Below are 15,615 nucleotides of genomic sequence, written 5' to 3'. Positions count from 1 at the left end.
GCCCTCCGTCCCCAGAGAGGATCACCGTGACCGACTACACGATCGGCTACATCGTCGGAAGCATCTCCAGCACCTCGATCAACCGCCGCCTGGCGAAGGCCCTCGAGAAGGTCGCGCCCGAGGGCGTGACGCTCAAGGAGATCCCGATCAAGGACCTCCCCTTCTACTCGCCCGACTACGACGGGAACTTCCCCGAGGTCGCCAAGGAGTTCAAGAAGGCGATCGAGGATGCCGACGGCGTCTTCGTCGTGACCCCCGAGTACAGCCGTTCGATCCCCGGCGTACTCAAGAACGCGCTCGACTGGTCGGCGCGTCCCTACGGCGAGGCGTCGTTCAACGACAAGCCGACCGCCGTGATCGGCACCTCGCAGGGCGGCATCGCCACCGCTGCGGGCCAGCAGCACCTCCGCTCCGTGCTCCTGCACTACAACGCCCTCGTCCTGGGCCAGCCCGAGGGCTACATCCAGTCGACCCCCGGCCTCTTCGAAGAGGACGGCACCGTGACCGACGAGGGCACCGCGGCGTTCCTCCGCTCGATCATCGAGGCGCTGGTGACGCTCATCCAGCGCACCGCTCCCGCCGAGGTCCCCGCGGTCTGACGCTCGCGCAACGGCGGGGTCGGGGTTCGCCTCGGCCCCGCCGTCGTCGCGCTCAGCCGCCCCCGCGTCCTTCGGTTCAGCGCCCCAGAGCCTCGGCCTTGCGCCGTAGGAGCGCTGCGGCGCGCTCGTTCCGGGTGCGATCGGCGGCCTCGAGCAACTGCGCCCGCGCCTCGTCGTGGCGCCCCAGCCGCGCCAACAGTTCTCCGCGCACCGACGGGATGAGGTGCGACCCTTTCAAGACCCCGGCGTCGGCGAGGTCGTCGACGATCGCGAGCCCCTCGAGCGGTCCGGATGCCATCGACACGGCGACCGCGCGATTGAGCTCGACCACAGGACTCGGTGCCACGCGGCCGAGCATCTCGTACAGCAGGACGATGCGGTCCCAATCCGTCGCGTCCACGCTCGGCGCTTCGGCGTGACACAGCGCGATCGCCGCTTGCAGCTGGTACGGCCCTCGACCTTTCCCCATCGCGTCCGCGCGATCGAGGAGCGCCCGCCCGCGCGTGATCGCCGAGTGATCCCAACGCCGCCGGTCCTGTTCGGCGAGGAGCACGGCATCCCCGCTCGCATCGACGCGTGACGCGAAGCGCGAGGCCTGCAGCTCCATGAGCGCCGACAGCCCCAGTGCCTCGGGCTCGCGGGGCATCAGCCGATTGACCACGCGTCCGAGTCGCACGGCTTCGTGCGCGAGCTCGGTGCGCAGCACGGCGTCGCCGCCGCTCGCGGCGTACCCCTCGGTGAAGATCAGGTAGATCACGCTGAGCACCGCGCCCCGTCGCGCGGGCCACTCCGCCGGCTCGGGGACCGCGAAAGGCACGCGTGCGGCCGTCAGCGCCTTCTTCGCCCGGACGATCCGCTGCTGCATCGTCGGCACCGGAACGAGGAAGAGTCGTGCGATCGCCTCCGTGTCGAGACCGCCGACGACCTTCAGGGTCAGTGCGACCTGTGCCTCGCGTGACAAGACGGGGTGGCACGCCGCGAACACGAGCCGCAGCACGTCGTCGTCGATCGGCTGCCACTCGGCATCCGAGATCTCGTCGAGATCGGCACCCATGAGCCGGTACTTCTCGTCGAGGTTCCGCTGCCGTCGCCACCCGTCGATCGCCCGGCGCTTGGCGACCGCGGTGAGCCACGCCCCCGGATTGTTCGGGATGCCGTCGCGCGGCCACTGCACGAGCGCCTCGGCCACGGCATCCTGAGCCAGATCCTCGGCCGTCGCGAGATCGCCGACCACGCGGGCCAGCGTCGCGACGATCCGGGCACCTTCGATGCGCCAGATCGCCGCGACGCGGCGCGAGAGGTCGGGGTCGGAGCTCACCGCGAGGCCTGCTCCTCGCGCCAGCCCTCCTCCTTCTGGATGTACTCGTTGTCGGCGAACGCCGCGAAGTCGGTCTCGTCGGTCACGCGGCGCACCTCGAGCTTGTTGCCGGCGATGAGGGGTGCTCGGCGCGCCCACTCGATCGCTTCGTCGCGCGAGGACACCTCGATGATCCAGAAGCCGTTGAACAGCTCGTGCGTCTCGCCGTAGGGGCCGTCGGTGACCACCGGCTCCTCGCCACCGAACTCGACGACGAAGTTCTGGCTCATGTCCTCGGCCAGGCCGTCGCCGGCGACGAGCACGCCCGCGTTGATCATGGACTCGTTGTATGCGCCCATGTCGTTGATGATCTGCTCGAACGGGATCTTCTTGTACGCCGCGTATGCCTCGTCGGTGCCGCGCATGATCAGCATGTACTTCGTCATGGTGGGTTCTCTCCTCTGCTTCGAGGGCTGCGGATGCCTGCCCCTACTATCGCGTCGAACGGCGACGGGCGGAATCGACAGGCCCCGGGAAAAAATTCCGGGGCCCGTGTGCGGGCGGTTCGGCAGAGTCGGAGGGATGCAACGGATTCGGATCCCATGGGGGTGTGCGTCCGATTCTGTGGCGCTGGTCCGATTCTGCTGTCGTCGCTGGCGGAGTGTGCGCGGCAGGCGCGGGCGCCCTACCGGGGGCCGTGCTGCTTGCGGGCGCCTCACCAGAATCGGAGGGGAACATCGGATTCGGATGCCGTGGCGGCATCCGTCCGATTCTGTCGCGCCGGTCCGATTCCGGTGCCCTGGTCGGAGCGCGCGCGTCGGCGCGGCGCGCCGTCAGTCGGATGCCACACCCCGGCGCTCAGCCGAAGATCATCGGCAGATCGTCGTCGTCTCCGGCATCCGTCAGGTCGAGGTCGGCGACGACGGGGACGTGATCGCTCGGGACCTCACCCTTCCGCTCGTTGCGGTGGATCTCGGCGCCCTGCACCGCGTCGGCGAACGCGCGCGACCCGAGGATGAAGTCGATGCGCAGCCCCTCGTTGCGGGGGAAGCGCAGCTGCTTGTAATCCCAGTAGGTGTAGCCGGTGGGGATGAGCGGACGGACGACGTCGGTCAGCCCGGCCGTCTCGAAGGCGGCGAAGGCGGCACGCTCGGGTGGCGAGACGTGGGTGGTCGCGCCCTCGACGACCGTGGGGTCGCCGTTGTCGGCATCCGTCGGGGCGATGTTGAAATCGCCGGTCAGCGCGAGCGGCAGGTCGGGGTTCTCTGCGAGCGTCTCGGCCGTGTACTGGCGGAGCTTCTCGAGCCAGTCGAGCTTGTAGGTGTAGTGCGGGTCATCGAGTCCGCGACCGTTCGGAACGTACAGGCTCCACACCCGCACGCCGTCGACGGTCGCGCCGATCGCGCGCGCCTCCTGCGGGAGGTCGGGCCCCTCTTTGCCCTTCTCGAAGCCGGGCATGCCGGGAAAGCCGATCTCGACGTCTTCGAGCGGCTCGCGGCTCGCGATCGCGACACCGTTCCACTGGTTCAGTCCGTGCGCGGCGACGTGGTACCCGGCCTCTTCGAACGCCGCATAGGGGAACTGCTCGGTCTTGCACTTGATCTCCTGCATCGCCAGCACGTCGATGTGCTCGCGCACGCAGAACTCGACGGTGCGGGTGACGCGGGCGCGGATGGAGTTGACGTTCCAGGTGGCCAGGCGCATGGCATCCAGCCTACTTTCGGGCGGGGGCATCGTCGGTCTCGTGGGGGTGGGTGGGGTGGGCTGTCGTGCCGTCGCGTCGGGCCCGTGCCGTCGAGCGGAGTTCGTGCCCGACACGCCGCTCGAGGCGGCGCGGCCGCGGCGTGTCGCGGACGAACTCCGCCGGACGGATGCCGAACCCCCGCGCCGCGACACGGCCGGGCGGATGCCGAACCCCGCGCGGCGACATCCCTCGGCCGCGCCGACATCGGCCAATAGAATCGATCGCGTGACCGCCGCCTCAACGCCCGAGCTCGAAGCCGACCGCCAGGCCCTCATCGGCCTCATCAAAGCCGAGGCGGTGTTCCACGGCGACTTCACCCTCTCGAGCGGCAAGAAGGCGACGTACTACGTCGACATGCGCAAGCTCACGCTCGACCACCGCGCTGCCCCCGCGATCGGCCGCCTCGTGCTCGACCTCGTGAAGGACCTCGACGGTGTCGTCGCCGTCGGCGGACTGACCCTCGGTGCCGACCCGATCGCGAACGCCGTCATGCACGAGTCGGTGCACGCCGGCCACCCGCTCGACGCGTTCGTCGTGCGCAAGGAGCCGAAGGACCACGGCCGCGGCCGCCAGATCGAGGGCGCCGACGTCAAGGGCAAGCGCGTCGTCGTGGTCGAAGACACCTCCACCACCGGCCAGTCCGCGCTCAAGGCCGTCGAAGCCCTGCGCCGCGAGGGCGCCGAGGTCGTCGCCGTCGCCGTGATCGTCGACCGCAAGACGGGCGCTCAGGCGGCGATCGAGGCGGAGGGCCTGCGGTGGCTGGCATCCATCGATCTCGACGACCTGGGCCTCCAGCCGCAGTAACGGCTCAGTCGCCGAGGCTCTCGCGCGGGACGAGCCCGTCGGGGCCGAACGCCAGGGCCGCGAAGCGCGCGCCCATCTCGCGGTACAGCGCCTCGTCGGGGTGCAGCCCGTCGGGGAGAGGGAAACGGGCGACGTCGTCCGGACCGTAGAGCGCCAGCCCGTCGAGGTAATGGACCGCCTCGCCCGCGGTCGCGCGGGTGCGGACGACTCCCGCGATGTGACGCCGCGACTCCGCGAGCGTGAGCGCGCCCTTCGCGATGTCGGCCGGGTCTCCCGCGGTGAAGCATCGGATGCCGTCGTCGAGGAACTCCACGTCGGAGGGGCCGGGACGTTCGTCGCTCTCGGGCCAGAGGATCGAGGATGCCACGACGATCGGCGTCTCGGGATGCCCCCGCCGCACCCGGTCGAGGAACCCGTGCAGCGCCGGCGCGAAGGTGCGCTGATCCATGGACCGGGCGCCCACGATGTTCACGCCGACCTTGAGGGAGATGACGTCCGCGGGGGTCGCCGCGATGGCGTCGGCGACGAAGGGGTCGAGCATGCACTGGCCCCCGAACCCGAGGTTGATCACGTCGAGGTCGGCTGTGCGGGCGGCGACGACGGGCCAGGTGCCGGTGGGCAGCGGCGTCTCGACTCCGTGGCTGATCGAGCTGCCGTGGTGCACCCACACCGGACGCGTCGAGGGCTCCGGAGCCTCGATCGGCCGATCCGCCCGCACGTCGAGGAGATCGACGATCATGCCCTGGGGAAGCCACACCGTCACGGTCTTCTCGCCCTCGGGGAGGTCGTCGAACACGACGACCGCCGACGGCGAGAACTCCTCGGTGCGCTGCGCGTCGGCGCTGAGCGGCACGTGGAGGATGCCGTTCACCGGCGACTCGACATGTGCGTGCGGCTTCCCGTCGATCTCGGCGACGAACGCGTTGCGCGCACCGAGGAAGTCCTGCACCTGGAAGCGCGTGCACACCACGTCCAGCTCGACACGGGTCGCCGCGGTGACCAGCGCGATACGCACGCCGCTCGCCTGCATCGACACCGCGCGCAGGTTCTCGCCGGCGGGCGGGAAGTGCGGCCACGCCGCGACGGGGATGCGCACCGGACGGATGCCGCGGTCGCGCAGCGTGTCGAGGTGCCCGACGATCCGCACGCGGCCGCCGTCGAGAGCGACGACCTCGCCCCGGGGGGTCATCGGGCGTTCGCCGTGATGAAGGCGACGGTGCGCGCGATCAGGTCGTCGCGCTGCGGAAGCTGCGCCCACCCGTGATCGGCGCCGTCGACGACGACGAGTTGGCCGCGATCGCCGAAGACGTCGGCCGCGAGGTAGCGCTCGGCGTACGAGACGGGGATGAAGTCGTCCGTCCCGTGCAGCAGCAGGACCGGACCGTCGTAGCCCGCCGCTCGACCGTAGACGTCGAAGGTCACGGCGTCGTCGCGCAGCGCCGGCCCCAGTCGCATCCCCAGGAAGTCGAAGAAGCCGTCGCGGGCGAGGCCCTCGAGCGAGCGTCCCTGCAGGGTGCCGCCGCTGATCTCGTCGACGAACAGCGCCGCGGTGGACCACATCGTGAGACAGCGGAAGGCGTGCTCGTTCTCGGAGGCGACGACGGATGCCACGACTGAGCCGAGGCTCATTCCGACGAGGTGGAGGTTCTCGGCATCCACTCCTTCCCTCCGACGCACGGCCTCGAGCACGAGGTGGGCGTCGGCGATGTCTCCCGAGACGGTCGTGTCGAAGAAGTCGCCGTCGCTCTCGCCGTGCCCGGCGCGATCGTAGGCGATCACCCCGAGCCCGCGCGCGGTGAGGGCGCGGGCCAGGGTGACGAACACTCCGGTCGTCTCGACCCGCGAGCCTCCGAAGCCGTGGAACAGCACGACGGTGGGCGCGTCGCCGTCGCGATCGGGTCGGTAGTGCACGCCGCGCAGAGCAAGACCACGGACGGAGACGTCGAAGGGCTGCAGGATCATCGGGGTCTTTCGGGTTCAGGCGGTCGCCGGCGTGGCGGGCGCGGGGCGGTCGGTCGCGGACGCGTCGGCGACGAGTTCACTCTCGACGTCGAAGGACGATCGCGTGGCGCGCCGGAATCCGATCCACCCGATCAGGAAGCCGAGGGCCGCGACGATCGAGACGCCGACGTACACGCCCGACGGGTTCAGGGCGAGCAGCGCGGGGGTCACGACGTTGAGTCCGGCGGTCGCGAAGCGTGCGACCGCGTAGATCGTGCCCTGCGCGGTGGAGCGCATCATCGTGGGGAACGATTCCTGCGTCCACACCTTCATGATCGTCTCGAAGCAGAACGCGCCGGCGAACGTCGACCCGACGACCGAGACGATCAGCGCGGGCAGCGTGAACCCGAACACGACCGGAACGAGGTTGGCCACGACGACGCCCACGGCGCCGATCACGAACCAGTTCATGCGGAACCGGGTGTCGGCCACGCTCATGAACCAGACGGCGCCGACGATCGCGGCGGGCATCGCGAGCAGGGTCCAGCCCTGGTACTCGTTGACCGGGATGCCGGCCACGTTGACCGCGACGAAGGTGCCGAAGCTTCCCGCGACGCTGATCGCGAGCGAGGCGAGCGTGTAGTAGACGAGCAGCGTCACGAAGGGGCGGCGGTAGGGCGTGCGACCGAAGTCCCGCAGGCGCGTGCGCTCGGCCCGGACGGTCTGCACTCCCGCGCGACGCTCGTCGCGGGCGGCGAGCCAGATCGCCGACTCCGGGATGGTCAGACGAAGTGCCAGCACGACGAGTCCGATCCCGCCGAAGGCGCCGAACATGATCTGTCCGCCGACGGGGCCCAGCGAGCCGTAGAAGATGCCGATCAGAACGGCCATCAGGATGCCGAAACCCCCGAGGAGGTTCGAGAAGACCAGGATCTTCCCGCGGTTCCGATCGGTTGCCGCTTCGGAGATCGTCGCGAGGGCGACCGGCAGATCGGCGCCGACTCCGAGGCCGATGAGCGCGATGCCGGGGAGGAGGATCTCGAACGAGACCCCGAAGAACGGGGTGAGCGAGCCGACGACGATGAGCGCCATGGTCACGAGGAATACGCGGCGTCGGCCGAGGCGGTCGCCCAGTCGGCCGCCGACGAGCGAACCCACCGCGACGCCCGCGGTCAGCACGCCGGTGAGCAGCCCGATCTGATCCGGCGTGAGTCCGGGTGCCCCGGGCGCCATGGATTGGAACAGCACGAGCGCGACGGCGATGCCGGTGGTCGCCGCGGTGTCGACGAAGGTCGCCATTCCGCAGACGAAGCCGACCCACCAGGCGTGGGGAGCCCGCGAGAGACGGGAGGGGGTGTGGGTCATGTCGCACTCCTTTGTCGATGACGCCAGCGGCCGACCCTCTGTGGCCGGCAGAGGGATGCTATACCGATATAGCAGCAGGAGTAAAGCACAGAATCGTCGAGGGTTCAGCGCGTGGGGGAGCCGACCGACGCACCGAGGTGCACGGGCATGCGGACGCGCTCGACGCGCGGCGTCGCGTCGTCCGACAGGAGGAGGGTCGCCGCCCGGCGGCCGAGATCCTCGTGGGGGAGCGAGATCGAGGTGAGCGACGGTTCCAGCATTCCGGCGAGGGGGCTGCCGTCGAATCCGATGACCGAGACGTCGTCGGGAATCCGCCATTCCGCCGCGTGCAGGGCCCGATAGGCGCCCGCGGCGACCGCGTCGTTCACGCAGATGAGGGCGGAGGGCCGCGCTCCGTCCTCCAGCAGTCGTTCCACGGCGCGCTGCCCGTTCGGGGCATCCCAGTCGTCGTCGACGGCCGCGTGCCCCGCGAGCGAGAGGCCCGACGACGCGAGTTCGCGTTCGATCCCCTCGAGGCGCTCCGGAAGGGCCAGTGGGCCCCACTCGTTCCAGAGCAGGCCTCCCCGCCGTCCGGGTGGCAGGTCGCCCACGAACCAGATGCCGTCGGTGTGCCCGGCCGCGACGAGCAGGCGCGCTGCCTCGCGGCCGGCCTCGACTTCGTCGGGCACGACGGCCACGTCGTCTTCGCCGCGCGCGCGGCAGTTGAGCAGCACGGTGCGGGTCGCCGCGAGGAGCGGCGGCGGGTCGACGATTCGCGTGAACATCGAGGTGTAGATGACGCCGTCGATGTCCCGCCCGAACAGGCTGTGAAGCAGGCGCTCCTCGACCTGTGGGTCGCCCTCGGTGTCGACGGTGAAGAGCAGGATGTCGCGCTCGCGCAGAGCCCGCATGGCACCGCGCACCATCGCGTTGGCGTACGACGTGCTGCTGACGAAGTCGGACACGAGCGCGATGGTCCCCGACCGGCCGGTACGCAGGGTCTTCGCCGTCTGGTTGGGGCGGTAGCCGAGCTCTTCCGCCGCGCGACGCACTCGCTCGAACACGTCGGCCGACAGTCTCTGGTCGGTCCGGCCGTTCATCACGAACGACACTGCCGACCGCGAGACGCCCGCCCGTTCCGCGACCTGCGAGAGCGTCACCCGTCGGGTGCCGGACGGGGGCGAATCTGTCACGCCGGCCCGCCGCCGTGGCCGTCGCCCGGTCCGTCGAACGGGTCGCGCCGACCACCGCCACGGCGTGAGCGTCGCCATTGAACGAGGAGGGCGACCAGGCTGCCCGCCGTGATGATGAGGGCCGTGATCAGCCAGAGGGTGCGGTCGTCCATGCGTCCATCCTGACGGAGCGGGCGTGGGGTGGGTCAGAGGCCCTCGGCGAGCCCGTCCTCGCCGTCGGCGAGGTCGCTCTCGATCGGCTCGTCGCGGACGAGCTCGGCGACGGAGCCGAGGATCTCATCGGGGCGGAACGGGTACCGCTCGATCTCGCTCTCGTCGCTGATTCCCGTCATCACCAGCACAGTGTGGAGTCCGGCCTCGATGCCCGCGACGATGTCGGTGTCCATGCGGTCGCCGATCATGCCGGTGTTCTCGCTGTGCGCACCGATCCGGTTCAGCGCCGACCGGAACATCATCGGGTTCGGCTTGCCGACGATGTACGGCTCGCGTCCGGTCGCCTTGGTGATGAGCGCGGCGATCGCCCCCGTCGCGGGCAGCACGCCCTCGGTCGAGGGGCCCGTGGCATCCGGGTTCGTCGCGATGAAACGCGAGCCGCCGCGGATGAAGCGGATCGCTTTGGTGATCGCCTCGAAAGAGTAGTTGCGCGTCTCGCCGACCACGACGTAGTCGGGCGCCGTCTCGGTCATGATGAAACCGGCCTCGTGCAGCGCGGTCGTCAGGCCCGCCTCGCCGATGACGAAAGCCGAGCCGCCGGGCATCTGCGACTTCAAGAAGTCGGCCGTCGCGAGGGCGGAGGTCCAGATCGACGACTCGGGGACGACGAGCCCCGACGCCCGCAACCGCGCGCTCAGGTCGCGCGGCGTGAAGATCGAGTTGTTCGTGAGGACGAGGAACGGCGTGCCCTCGGCGCGCCACTGCGCCAAAAGCTCGGCTGCTCCGGGAACGGGGGTGTTCTCATGGACGAGGACCCCGTCCATGTCGGTGAGCCAGCACTCGATCTCGGCACGGGTTCGCATGGGGTCAGCCTAGCCGCGACGTCCGACAGCGCCACTGGCAGGCGACGGGAGGGCGCGGCCGCCACCGCGCCCTCCCGTCGGTCGCATGGCTTACTTGAACGCGTCCTTGACGTCCTCGCCGGCCTTCTTGGCGTGCGCCTCGGTCTGCTCGAGCTTGCCCTCGGCCGCGAGCCGGTCGTTGTCGGTCGCGTTGCCGATGGCTTCCTTCGCCTTGCCCACGATGTCCTGGGCGGCGTTCTTGATCTTGTCGTCGAGTCCCATGATCGATTTCCTCTCGGGGTGTGTCGGCGTCGCGGAACCCTGCGTTCTCGCGGCGGAGCGGGTGTGCTCACAGTGAAGACGGAACGAGCGACGGATTCGTCACGTCCCGCATCGAACTTTTTCTCGCGCACCGGTATGCCGAATCGGGAATGCACCCGTGACGCCGCCGACTTCTCTCGTTAGGGTCGGAGGGTGACGCGCGCGGACTGGGACCCTCGGAACCTGCCCGACCTCTCGGGCCGGACCTATCTCGTCACCGGCGCCACGCGCGGGCTCGGCTTCTTCGCGTGCGAGCAGATCGCCGCGGCCGGCGCGCACGTGCTGCTCACCGGGCGCAGCCCGCACAAGCTCCAGACCGCGAAAGAGGCGGTGAAGAGGACGAACCCGGATGCCTCGATCGAGACGCTTCTGCTCGACACGAGCAACCTCGGATCGGTACGGGCGGCCGCGGCGACCGCTCGCGCCCGGGGGCGCCTCGACGGCCTGTTGCTGAACGCGGGCATCGTGCACCCGCCGAAGACGCGCGAGACCGCCGGTGGCCACGAACTGGTCTTCGCCACGAACGTGCTCGGACACTTCGCCCTCGCCGGCGAGATGCTCAAGCCGCTCGCCGCCGCGCGAGGCCGGATGGTCTGGGTGGGGAGCATGTCGACCTCGCTGTGGAACCACGTGCCCACCGATCCCGAACTCGTCGAGGGATACTCGCCGTGGCGCGCGTACGTGCAGTCCAAGGCGGCGACGACCGCGCTCGGGCTCGAGGCCGACCGTCGCCTGCGCGCGCACAGTGTGCCGGTGGAGAGTCTCATCGCCCACCCCGGGTACTCCACGAGCGGTCGGACGCGTGGCATCCGGGGTGTCAACGAACCCAGCCGCCTGTCGCGTTTCGTCGATAATCTCCAGGCACCCATCACCCAGTCGAAAGAGCAGGGCGCGTGGTCGCTGGTGCGCGCGCTCGTCGATCCGACGGCCGAGGGCGGCACCATGTACGGTCCCACGCTCGTCGCGCGCGGGCTGCCCCGCCCCGCGACGCCGTCGCGACGGTCGCGGGGGGCCGATCTCGGTGCAGACCTCTGGCAGCACTGCGAGACGGCGACCCACGTGCGGTGGCCCTTCGACCGGGCGCGACGCGCGGCATCCTGAATCCGTCGGGATCCGACGTGTCCGTGTTGGGGGCTACCCCTACAGTGATCGAATGGACCAGGCGACCGCCGAGAGCATCGACGCCGACGACGTCCGCGGTCTGACCGCCGCCGCCGTCGCCGAACGGGTCGCCGCCGGGCAGACCAACGTGTACGCCGCCGACACGAGTCGCAGCGCGTGGAACATCGTCCGCGCCAACGTCTTCACGCTGTTCAACGGGATCGTCGCCGCGTGCTTCCTCGTGCTGCTCCTGCTCGGGCGGTGGCAGGACGCCCTGTTCGGCATCGCCGCGCTCTCGAACGCGGTGATCGGCTGCGTGCAGGAGTTCCGCGCGAAGGCCGCCCTGGACCGTCTCGCACTGCTGAACGCGCCGCGCGCCCGCGTGCGGCGAGACGGCGCCGACGCCGAGATCGCGCCCGGCGACGTCGTCCGCGACGACCTGCTGGTGCTGCGCGCGGGCGACCAGGTCCCCGCCGACGCGAGCGTGGTCGCCTCGCAGGGTCTGCAGATCGACGAATCGATGCTGACGGGCGAGTCGGATGCCGTCGACAAGCGCCCCGGAGACGAGGCGCTCTCGGGCTCGATCGTCGTCGGCGGAGAGGGCACCGCGCGGGCGACCCGTGTCGGCGCGGCGTCGTACGCCAACACTTTCGCGAGTGAGGCGAAGAAGTTCCAGCTCGTGTCGAGCGAGCTGCGCACTTCGATCGACCGCGTCCTGAAGTGGGTGGGGTGGGGGATCGGTCCCGTGGGGCTGCTCGTGCTGAACGCGCAGATGATGGTCGCCGGCGGGTGGGCCGAGGCCTTCCGGCAGGGCACGTGGTCACAAGCGGTGGTCAACACGATCGCCTCGCTCACGGCGATGATCCCGCTCGGCCTCGTGCTCATGACCTCGATCGCGTTCGCGGTCGGCGCGGCCCGTCTCGCCGGCAAGAAGGTGCTCGTGAACGAGCTGCCCGCCGTCGAGGGACTCGCTCGCGTCGACGTGATCTGCCTCGACAAGACGGGAACGCTGACCGCGGGCGAGATCCGTTTCGACGATGCGCTGACCCTCGCGGAGCGCGACGGCTGGCGCGAGACCCTCGGGTGGTACGGCGCGGCCGACGACGCCAATGCGACCGCGCGGTGCCTGCGCGACCCCTTCCCCGTGGATTCCCCGCTCGAGCCCGCGCGCCGCATCCCCTTCTCGTCGGCGCGTAAGTGGAGCGCGGTGTCGTTCGCCGAGCGTGCGGCGGGCACGTGGGTCCTCGGCGCTCCCGAGATGGTCTTCGGCGACCGGGCGGCCGATGCCGACTCCGAGCTCGGTGCCGCCGTGACCCGGCTCGCGTCGTCGGGTCGGCGCACCCTCGTGCTCGCGCACACGCCAACGCCGCTCGACGATGACGATGTGTCGATGGAGCGGTTCCGCGGCGAGCCCGTCCCGGTGGCGGTGCTGACCTTCATCGAGGCCGTCCGTCCGGATGCCGCCGGGGCGTTGGCGTTCTTCCGCGAACAGGGCGTCGCGGTCCGGGTGATCTCGGGCGACAACCCCCGCACGGTCGCCGCGATCGCGCGCGAGGTCGGGCTCGACGTCGCGGAGGGGTACGACGCGCGCCGTCTGCCCGAGGATGATGACGAGCTCGGACGCGTCCTCGAGGAGCACACGGTGTTCGGCCGGGTGACTCCCGACCAGAAGAAGCGGATCGTGACGGCGCTGCAGGCGCGAGGGCACGTCGTGGCGATGACCGGTGACGGTGTCAACGACGCGCTGGCGATCAAGACCGCCGACATCGGCATCGCGATGAACTCGGGCGCCGCGGCGACGAAGGCCGTCGCGCGACTCGTCCTGCTCGACGGGCGCTTCTCGCACCTGCCGTCGGTCGTGGCCGAGGGACGTCAGGTGATCGCCAACATCGAGCGCGTCTCGATGCTCTTCCTCACCAAGACCGTGTACGCGACGGGGCTCGCCGTCCTCTTCGGCGTGCTGGTCATGGAGTTCCCGTTCCTGCCGCGTCAGCTGTCGATCACCGACGGCCTCACCATCGGCATCCCCGCGTTCTTCCTCGCGCTCCTCCCCAACACGCAACGGTACGTGCCGGGCTTCCTGAAACGCTCGTTGAGCTTCGCGATCCCGGCCGGCATCGTGATCGCGGTCTCGCTGACCGTGTACACGCGGCTCGCGATGGATCTCGGTCTGTCGGTCGCGCAGCTGCGCACCGGGGCGACGATCATCCTCGCGATCGTCGCGATCTGGGTGCTCACGGTGCTGTCGCGCCCCATCACACGCGTGAAGGTTCTCGTGGTCGGGGCGATGTTCATCGCGCTCACCGCGATCTTCACGATTCCGGCGCTGGGTGAGTTCTTCCAGTTGCAAGACCCGGGCGAAGACGGCGCGTGGTTGATCACCGCGGTCGTCGTCACCGCGCTCGCCGCGATCGAGGCCGTGCGCTTCGCGCACCGCCGCTTCGTGCGTCGTCTGCTGGCTCGACGAGTGCCCGCCGACGCGGTCGCGGCGTAGCGTTCGCGAGGCCTCGGGGTCGGAGGATCTGCCCGGGCTCGTGCTGGGTCAGACGATGGTGGTGGCTTCGACGGCCGCGCGGGTGAAGTAGCGGCGGGCGGCGCGCGGGATCCACAGGGCCGCGATCACCGCGAGTGCGGCGATGAGCGCCACGGTGAGGATCGGGTCGAGCTCCGTCAACGCCATGGCCACCGCCTGCAGCACGACGAGCACCGAGAGATACGCCGTGAGAAGGATGCGCGCCAGCCGGCTGCCGCGCGAGAGGGCCGAGCCGCCCGCGACGGTGAGGAGGCCGAGCAGGATTGTTGCCGCCCCGACCAGCGACACCGGCAGGACGAGATCGGCGCTCACCTCGTAGCGCGACAGCAGCACGAGCACGCCGAGAGCGGTGTTCAGCAGACCGCCGATGTACACCAGCACGATCGCCACGGTCACCGCGACGGGGCGGCGCACCTGCGTAGGAGGGGTCATGGGTCCTCGCGTTCACCGGGCCGGCCGGGTGCCGGTGTGGGTCAGCGTAGCGGTCGCGGATCGCGCGCGCGGGCCTCGGGTCCTCGGCATCCGTTCGTGTGGTGTCGATGACGGCGGCCCCCTGTGTGCCGTCCGGCGGAGTTCGTGCCGGTGCCCGCCTCGGGGTGCTCGTGTGCTGTGCCGTGCGGCGGAGTTCGTGGGCGACACGCCGTTCCGGGGTGGGTGTGGGTCGGCGTGTCGCCGCGGACTCCGCGTGACGGCGCGCGGTGGTCGGCTGCCGCTCGGCGTGCCGTGCGGCGGAGTTCGTGGGCGACACGCCGGTGCGGGGTGGGTGTGGGTCGGCGTGTCGTCACGGAATCCGCTTGACGGCGCGCGGTGGTCGGCTGCCGCTCGGCGTGCCGTGCGGCGGAGTTCGTGGGCGACACGCCGGTGCGGGGTGGGTGTGGGTCGGCGTGTCGCCGCGGACTCCGCATAACGGCACGGTGGCGTCTGGCGCCGGGTGCTGTGCCGCCCGGCGGAGTTCGTGGGCGACACGCCGGTGCGGGGTGCCCGCCATCCGGCGTGTCGCCACGGACTCCGCGTGACGGCGCGGTGGCCCGGGGCACCCGCTCAGCACTCCGCACGACGGCACACCGCACGACGGCACACCGCGGTTGCGAAACCGCGGCAGGGGCCTCAGCGCGTCAGCCAGACCGACTCGCCCGCGCCCGGGGGCAGCTCGACGTCGACGCCGTCGGCACGCACAGTCTCTTTGGAGACGACCTCGAGCTCGTGTCCCACGTCGATCCCGCGCTCGACGAGCGCCCGGAGCAGCTCCGGATCGCGGTCGCTGACCCGAAGCACGCGGCCCGCGTGCCCGGGGGCGGCCGCCGAAAGCAGCACGAAGGGTTCGCGGTCGACCGAGCCGGTGGCATCCGGGATCGCATCGCCGTGGGGGTCGAAGCGGGGTCGCCCGAGGCGGGCGTCGATGCCCTCGAGCAGGCGGTCGCTCAGGGCGTGCTCGAGGATCTCGGCCTCGTCGTGCACCTCGTCCCAGGCGTAGCCGAACTCGCGGACGAGCCACGTCTCGATGAGGCGGTGTCGACGGATGACGCCCGCGGCGCGGCGCTGCCCCGCGGCGGTGAGCGAGACCGGGCCGTAGGGGCGGTGCGTGACGAGTCCCTGCGCGGCGAGCTTCTTCACCATCTCGGTCACGCTCGAGGGCGCGAGTCCGAGGACGGCGGCGAGCTGTGAGGGGGTGATGGGGTCGTTCTGCCACTCGGTGTGGTGGTAGATCGCCTTGAGATAGTCGTCGGCTACGGGCGATTCCAC

Annotated in this window: 16 protein-coding genes; 4 read left to right on the top strand and 12 right to left on the bottom strand. The window is 70.6% G+C overall.

Annotated elements, in window-relative coordinates; genetic code table 11:
- Positions 1–26 precede the first annotated feature (26 nt).
- Positions 27–599 carry an NADPH-dependent FMN reductase gene (locus ACMW4R_RS01855; RefSeq protein WP_058595253.1) on the top strand — a complete coding sequence of 191 codons (573 nt, stop codon included), beginning with the start codon at positions 27–29 and terminating at the stop codon, positions 597–599.
- Positions 600–675: 76 nt separating this feature from the next.
- On the opposite strand, the gene ACMW4R_RS01850 is transcribed toward ACMW4R_RS01855, so the two are convergent.
- From ACMW4R_RS01850 to ACMW4R_RS01840, 3 genes are all read right to left on the bottom strand, one after another.
- A complete protein-coding gene (locus ACMW4R_RS01850; RefSeq protein WP_418298981.1) occupies positions 676–1,917 on the bottom strand; it encodes an RNA polymerase sigma factor in 1,242 nt (413 codons plus the stop codon).
- Positions 1,914–2,342, bottom strand: coding sequence for a YciI family protein (locus ACMW4R_RS01845; protein WP_058595255.1), 429 nt, complete (start codon positions 2,340–2,342; stop codon positions 1,914–1,916). The genes ACMW4R_RS01850 and ACMW4R_RS01845 overlap by 4 nt, the downstream gene beginning before the upstream one ends.
- Positions 2,343–2,754: 412 nt before the next feature.
- Positions 2,755–3,600: an exodeoxyribonuclease III gene (locus tag ACMW4R_RS01840; RefSeq protein WP_058595256.1), complete on the bottom strand. Its 846-nt coding sequence runs from the start codon at positions 3,598–3,600 to the stop codon at positions 2,755–2,757.
- A gap of 265 nt (positions 3,601–3,865) precedes the next feature.
- On the opposite strand from ACMW4R_RS01840, the gene pyrE reads away from it, so the two are divergent.
- A complete protein-coding gene (gene pyrE, locus ACMW4R_RS01835) occupies positions 3,866–4,444 on the top strand; it encodes an orotate phosphoribosyltransferase (protein ID WP_058595258.1) in 579 nt (192 codons plus the stop codon).
- Positions 4,445–4,448: 4 nt separating this feature from the next.
- On the opposite strand, the gene ACMW4R_RS01830 is transcribed toward pyrE, so the two are convergent.
- From ACMW4R_RS01830 to ACMW4R_RS01800, 7 genes are all read right to left on the bottom strand, one after another.
- Complete coding sequence (locus ACMW4R_RS01830) at positions 4,449–5,633, bottom strand: GDSL-type esterase/lipase family protein (protein ID WP_418298980.1); 1,185 nt, start codon at positions 5,631–5,633, stop codon at positions 4,449–4,451.
- Positions 5,630–6,406, bottom strand: coding sequence for an alpha/beta hydrolase family protein (locus tag ACMW4R_RS01825; RefSeq protein ID WP_418298979.1), 777 nt, complete (start codon positions 6,404–6,406; stop codon positions 5,630–5,632). The genes ACMW4R_RS01830 and ACMW4R_RS01825 overlap by 4 nt, the downstream gene beginning before the upstream one ends.
- 15 nt (positions 6,407–6,421) lie before the next feature.
- Positions 6,422–7,750, bottom strand: coding sequence for an MFS transporter (locus ACMW4R_RS01820; RefSeq protein WP_058613678.1), 1,329 nt, complete (start codon positions 7,748–7,750; stop codon positions 6,422–6,424).
- 104 nt (positions 7,751–7,854) lie between these two features.
- Positions 7,855–8,922, bottom strand: a complete 1,068-nt coding sequence (locus ACMW4R_RS01815) for a LacI family DNA-binding transcriptional regulator (protein WP_058626189.1) — start codon at positions 8,920–8,922, stop codon at positions 7,855–7,857.
- Positions 8,919–9,074, bottom strand: coding sequence for a hypothetical protein (locus ACMW4R_RS01810; RefSeq protein WP_241490354.1), 156 nt, complete (start codon positions 9,072–9,074; stop codon positions 8,919–8,921). Before ACMW4R_RS01810 ends, ACMW4R_RS01815 begins: the two co-directional genes overlap by 4 nt.
- Before the next feature lie 33 nt (positions 9,075–9,107).
- The gene (locus tag ACMW4R_RS01805; protein ID WP_058595263.1) at positions 9,108–9,938 is read right to left on the bottom strand and encodes an HAD-IIA family hydrolase; all 831 of its coding nucleotides are present in this window, start codon (positions 9,936–9,938) and stop codon (positions 9,108–9,110) included.
- 90 nt (positions 9,939–10,028) lie between these two features.
- Positions 10,029–10,199, bottom strand: a complete 171-nt coding sequence (locus tag ACMW4R_RS01800; protein ID WP_058595264.1) for a CsbD family protein — start codon at positions 10,197–10,199, stop codon at positions 10,029–10,031.
- A gap of 192 nt (positions 10,200–10,391) precedes the next feature.
- Between ACMW4R_RS01800 and ACMW4R_RS01795 the strand changes: the two genes are divergently transcribed.
- Both ACMW4R_RS01795 and ACMW4R_RS01790 read left to right on the top strand, forming a co-directional pair.
- On the top strand, positions 10,392–11,339 hold the full coding sequence (locus tag ACMW4R_RS01795) for an SDR family NAD(P)-dependent oxidoreductase (protein WP_058595265.1): 948 nt from the start codon (positions 10,392–10,394) through the stop codon (positions 11,337–11,339).
- A gap of 52 nt (positions 11,340–11,391) precedes the next feature.
- On the top strand, positions 11,392–13,833 hold the full coding sequence (locus tag ACMW4R_RS01790) for an HAD-IC family P-type ATPase (protein ID WP_418298978.1): 2,442 nt from the start codon (positions 11,392–11,394) through the stop codon (positions 13,831–13,833).
- A gap of 48 nt (positions 13,834–13,881) precedes the next feature.
- On the opposite strand, the gene ACMW4R_RS01785 is transcribed toward ACMW4R_RS01790, so the two are convergent.
- Together ACMW4R_RS01785 and ACMW4R_RS01780 are read right to left on the bottom strand one after the other, a co-directional pair.
- Entirely contained in the window at positions 13,882–14,304 is a 423-nt protein-coding gene (locus ACMW4R_RS01785) for a hypothetical protein (protein ID WP_153004694.1), read from the bottom strand.
- A gap of 675 nt (positions 14,305–14,979) precedes the next feature.
- Complete coding sequence (locus ACMW4R_RS01780) at positions 14,980–15,615, bottom strand: metal-dependent transcriptional regulator (RefSeq protein WP_058626185.1); 636 nt, start codon at positions 15,613–15,615, stop codon at positions 14,980–14,982.

Source organism: Microbacterium sp. S1037, from assembly GCF_048381605.1.
In the GTDB taxonomy this organism is placed as follows: domain Bacteria; phylum Actinomycetota; class Actinomycetes; order Actinomycetales; family Microbacteriaceae; genus Microbacterium; species Microbacterium testaceum_B.
This window is presented reverse-complemented; position numbering and strand designations above follow the sequence as displayed.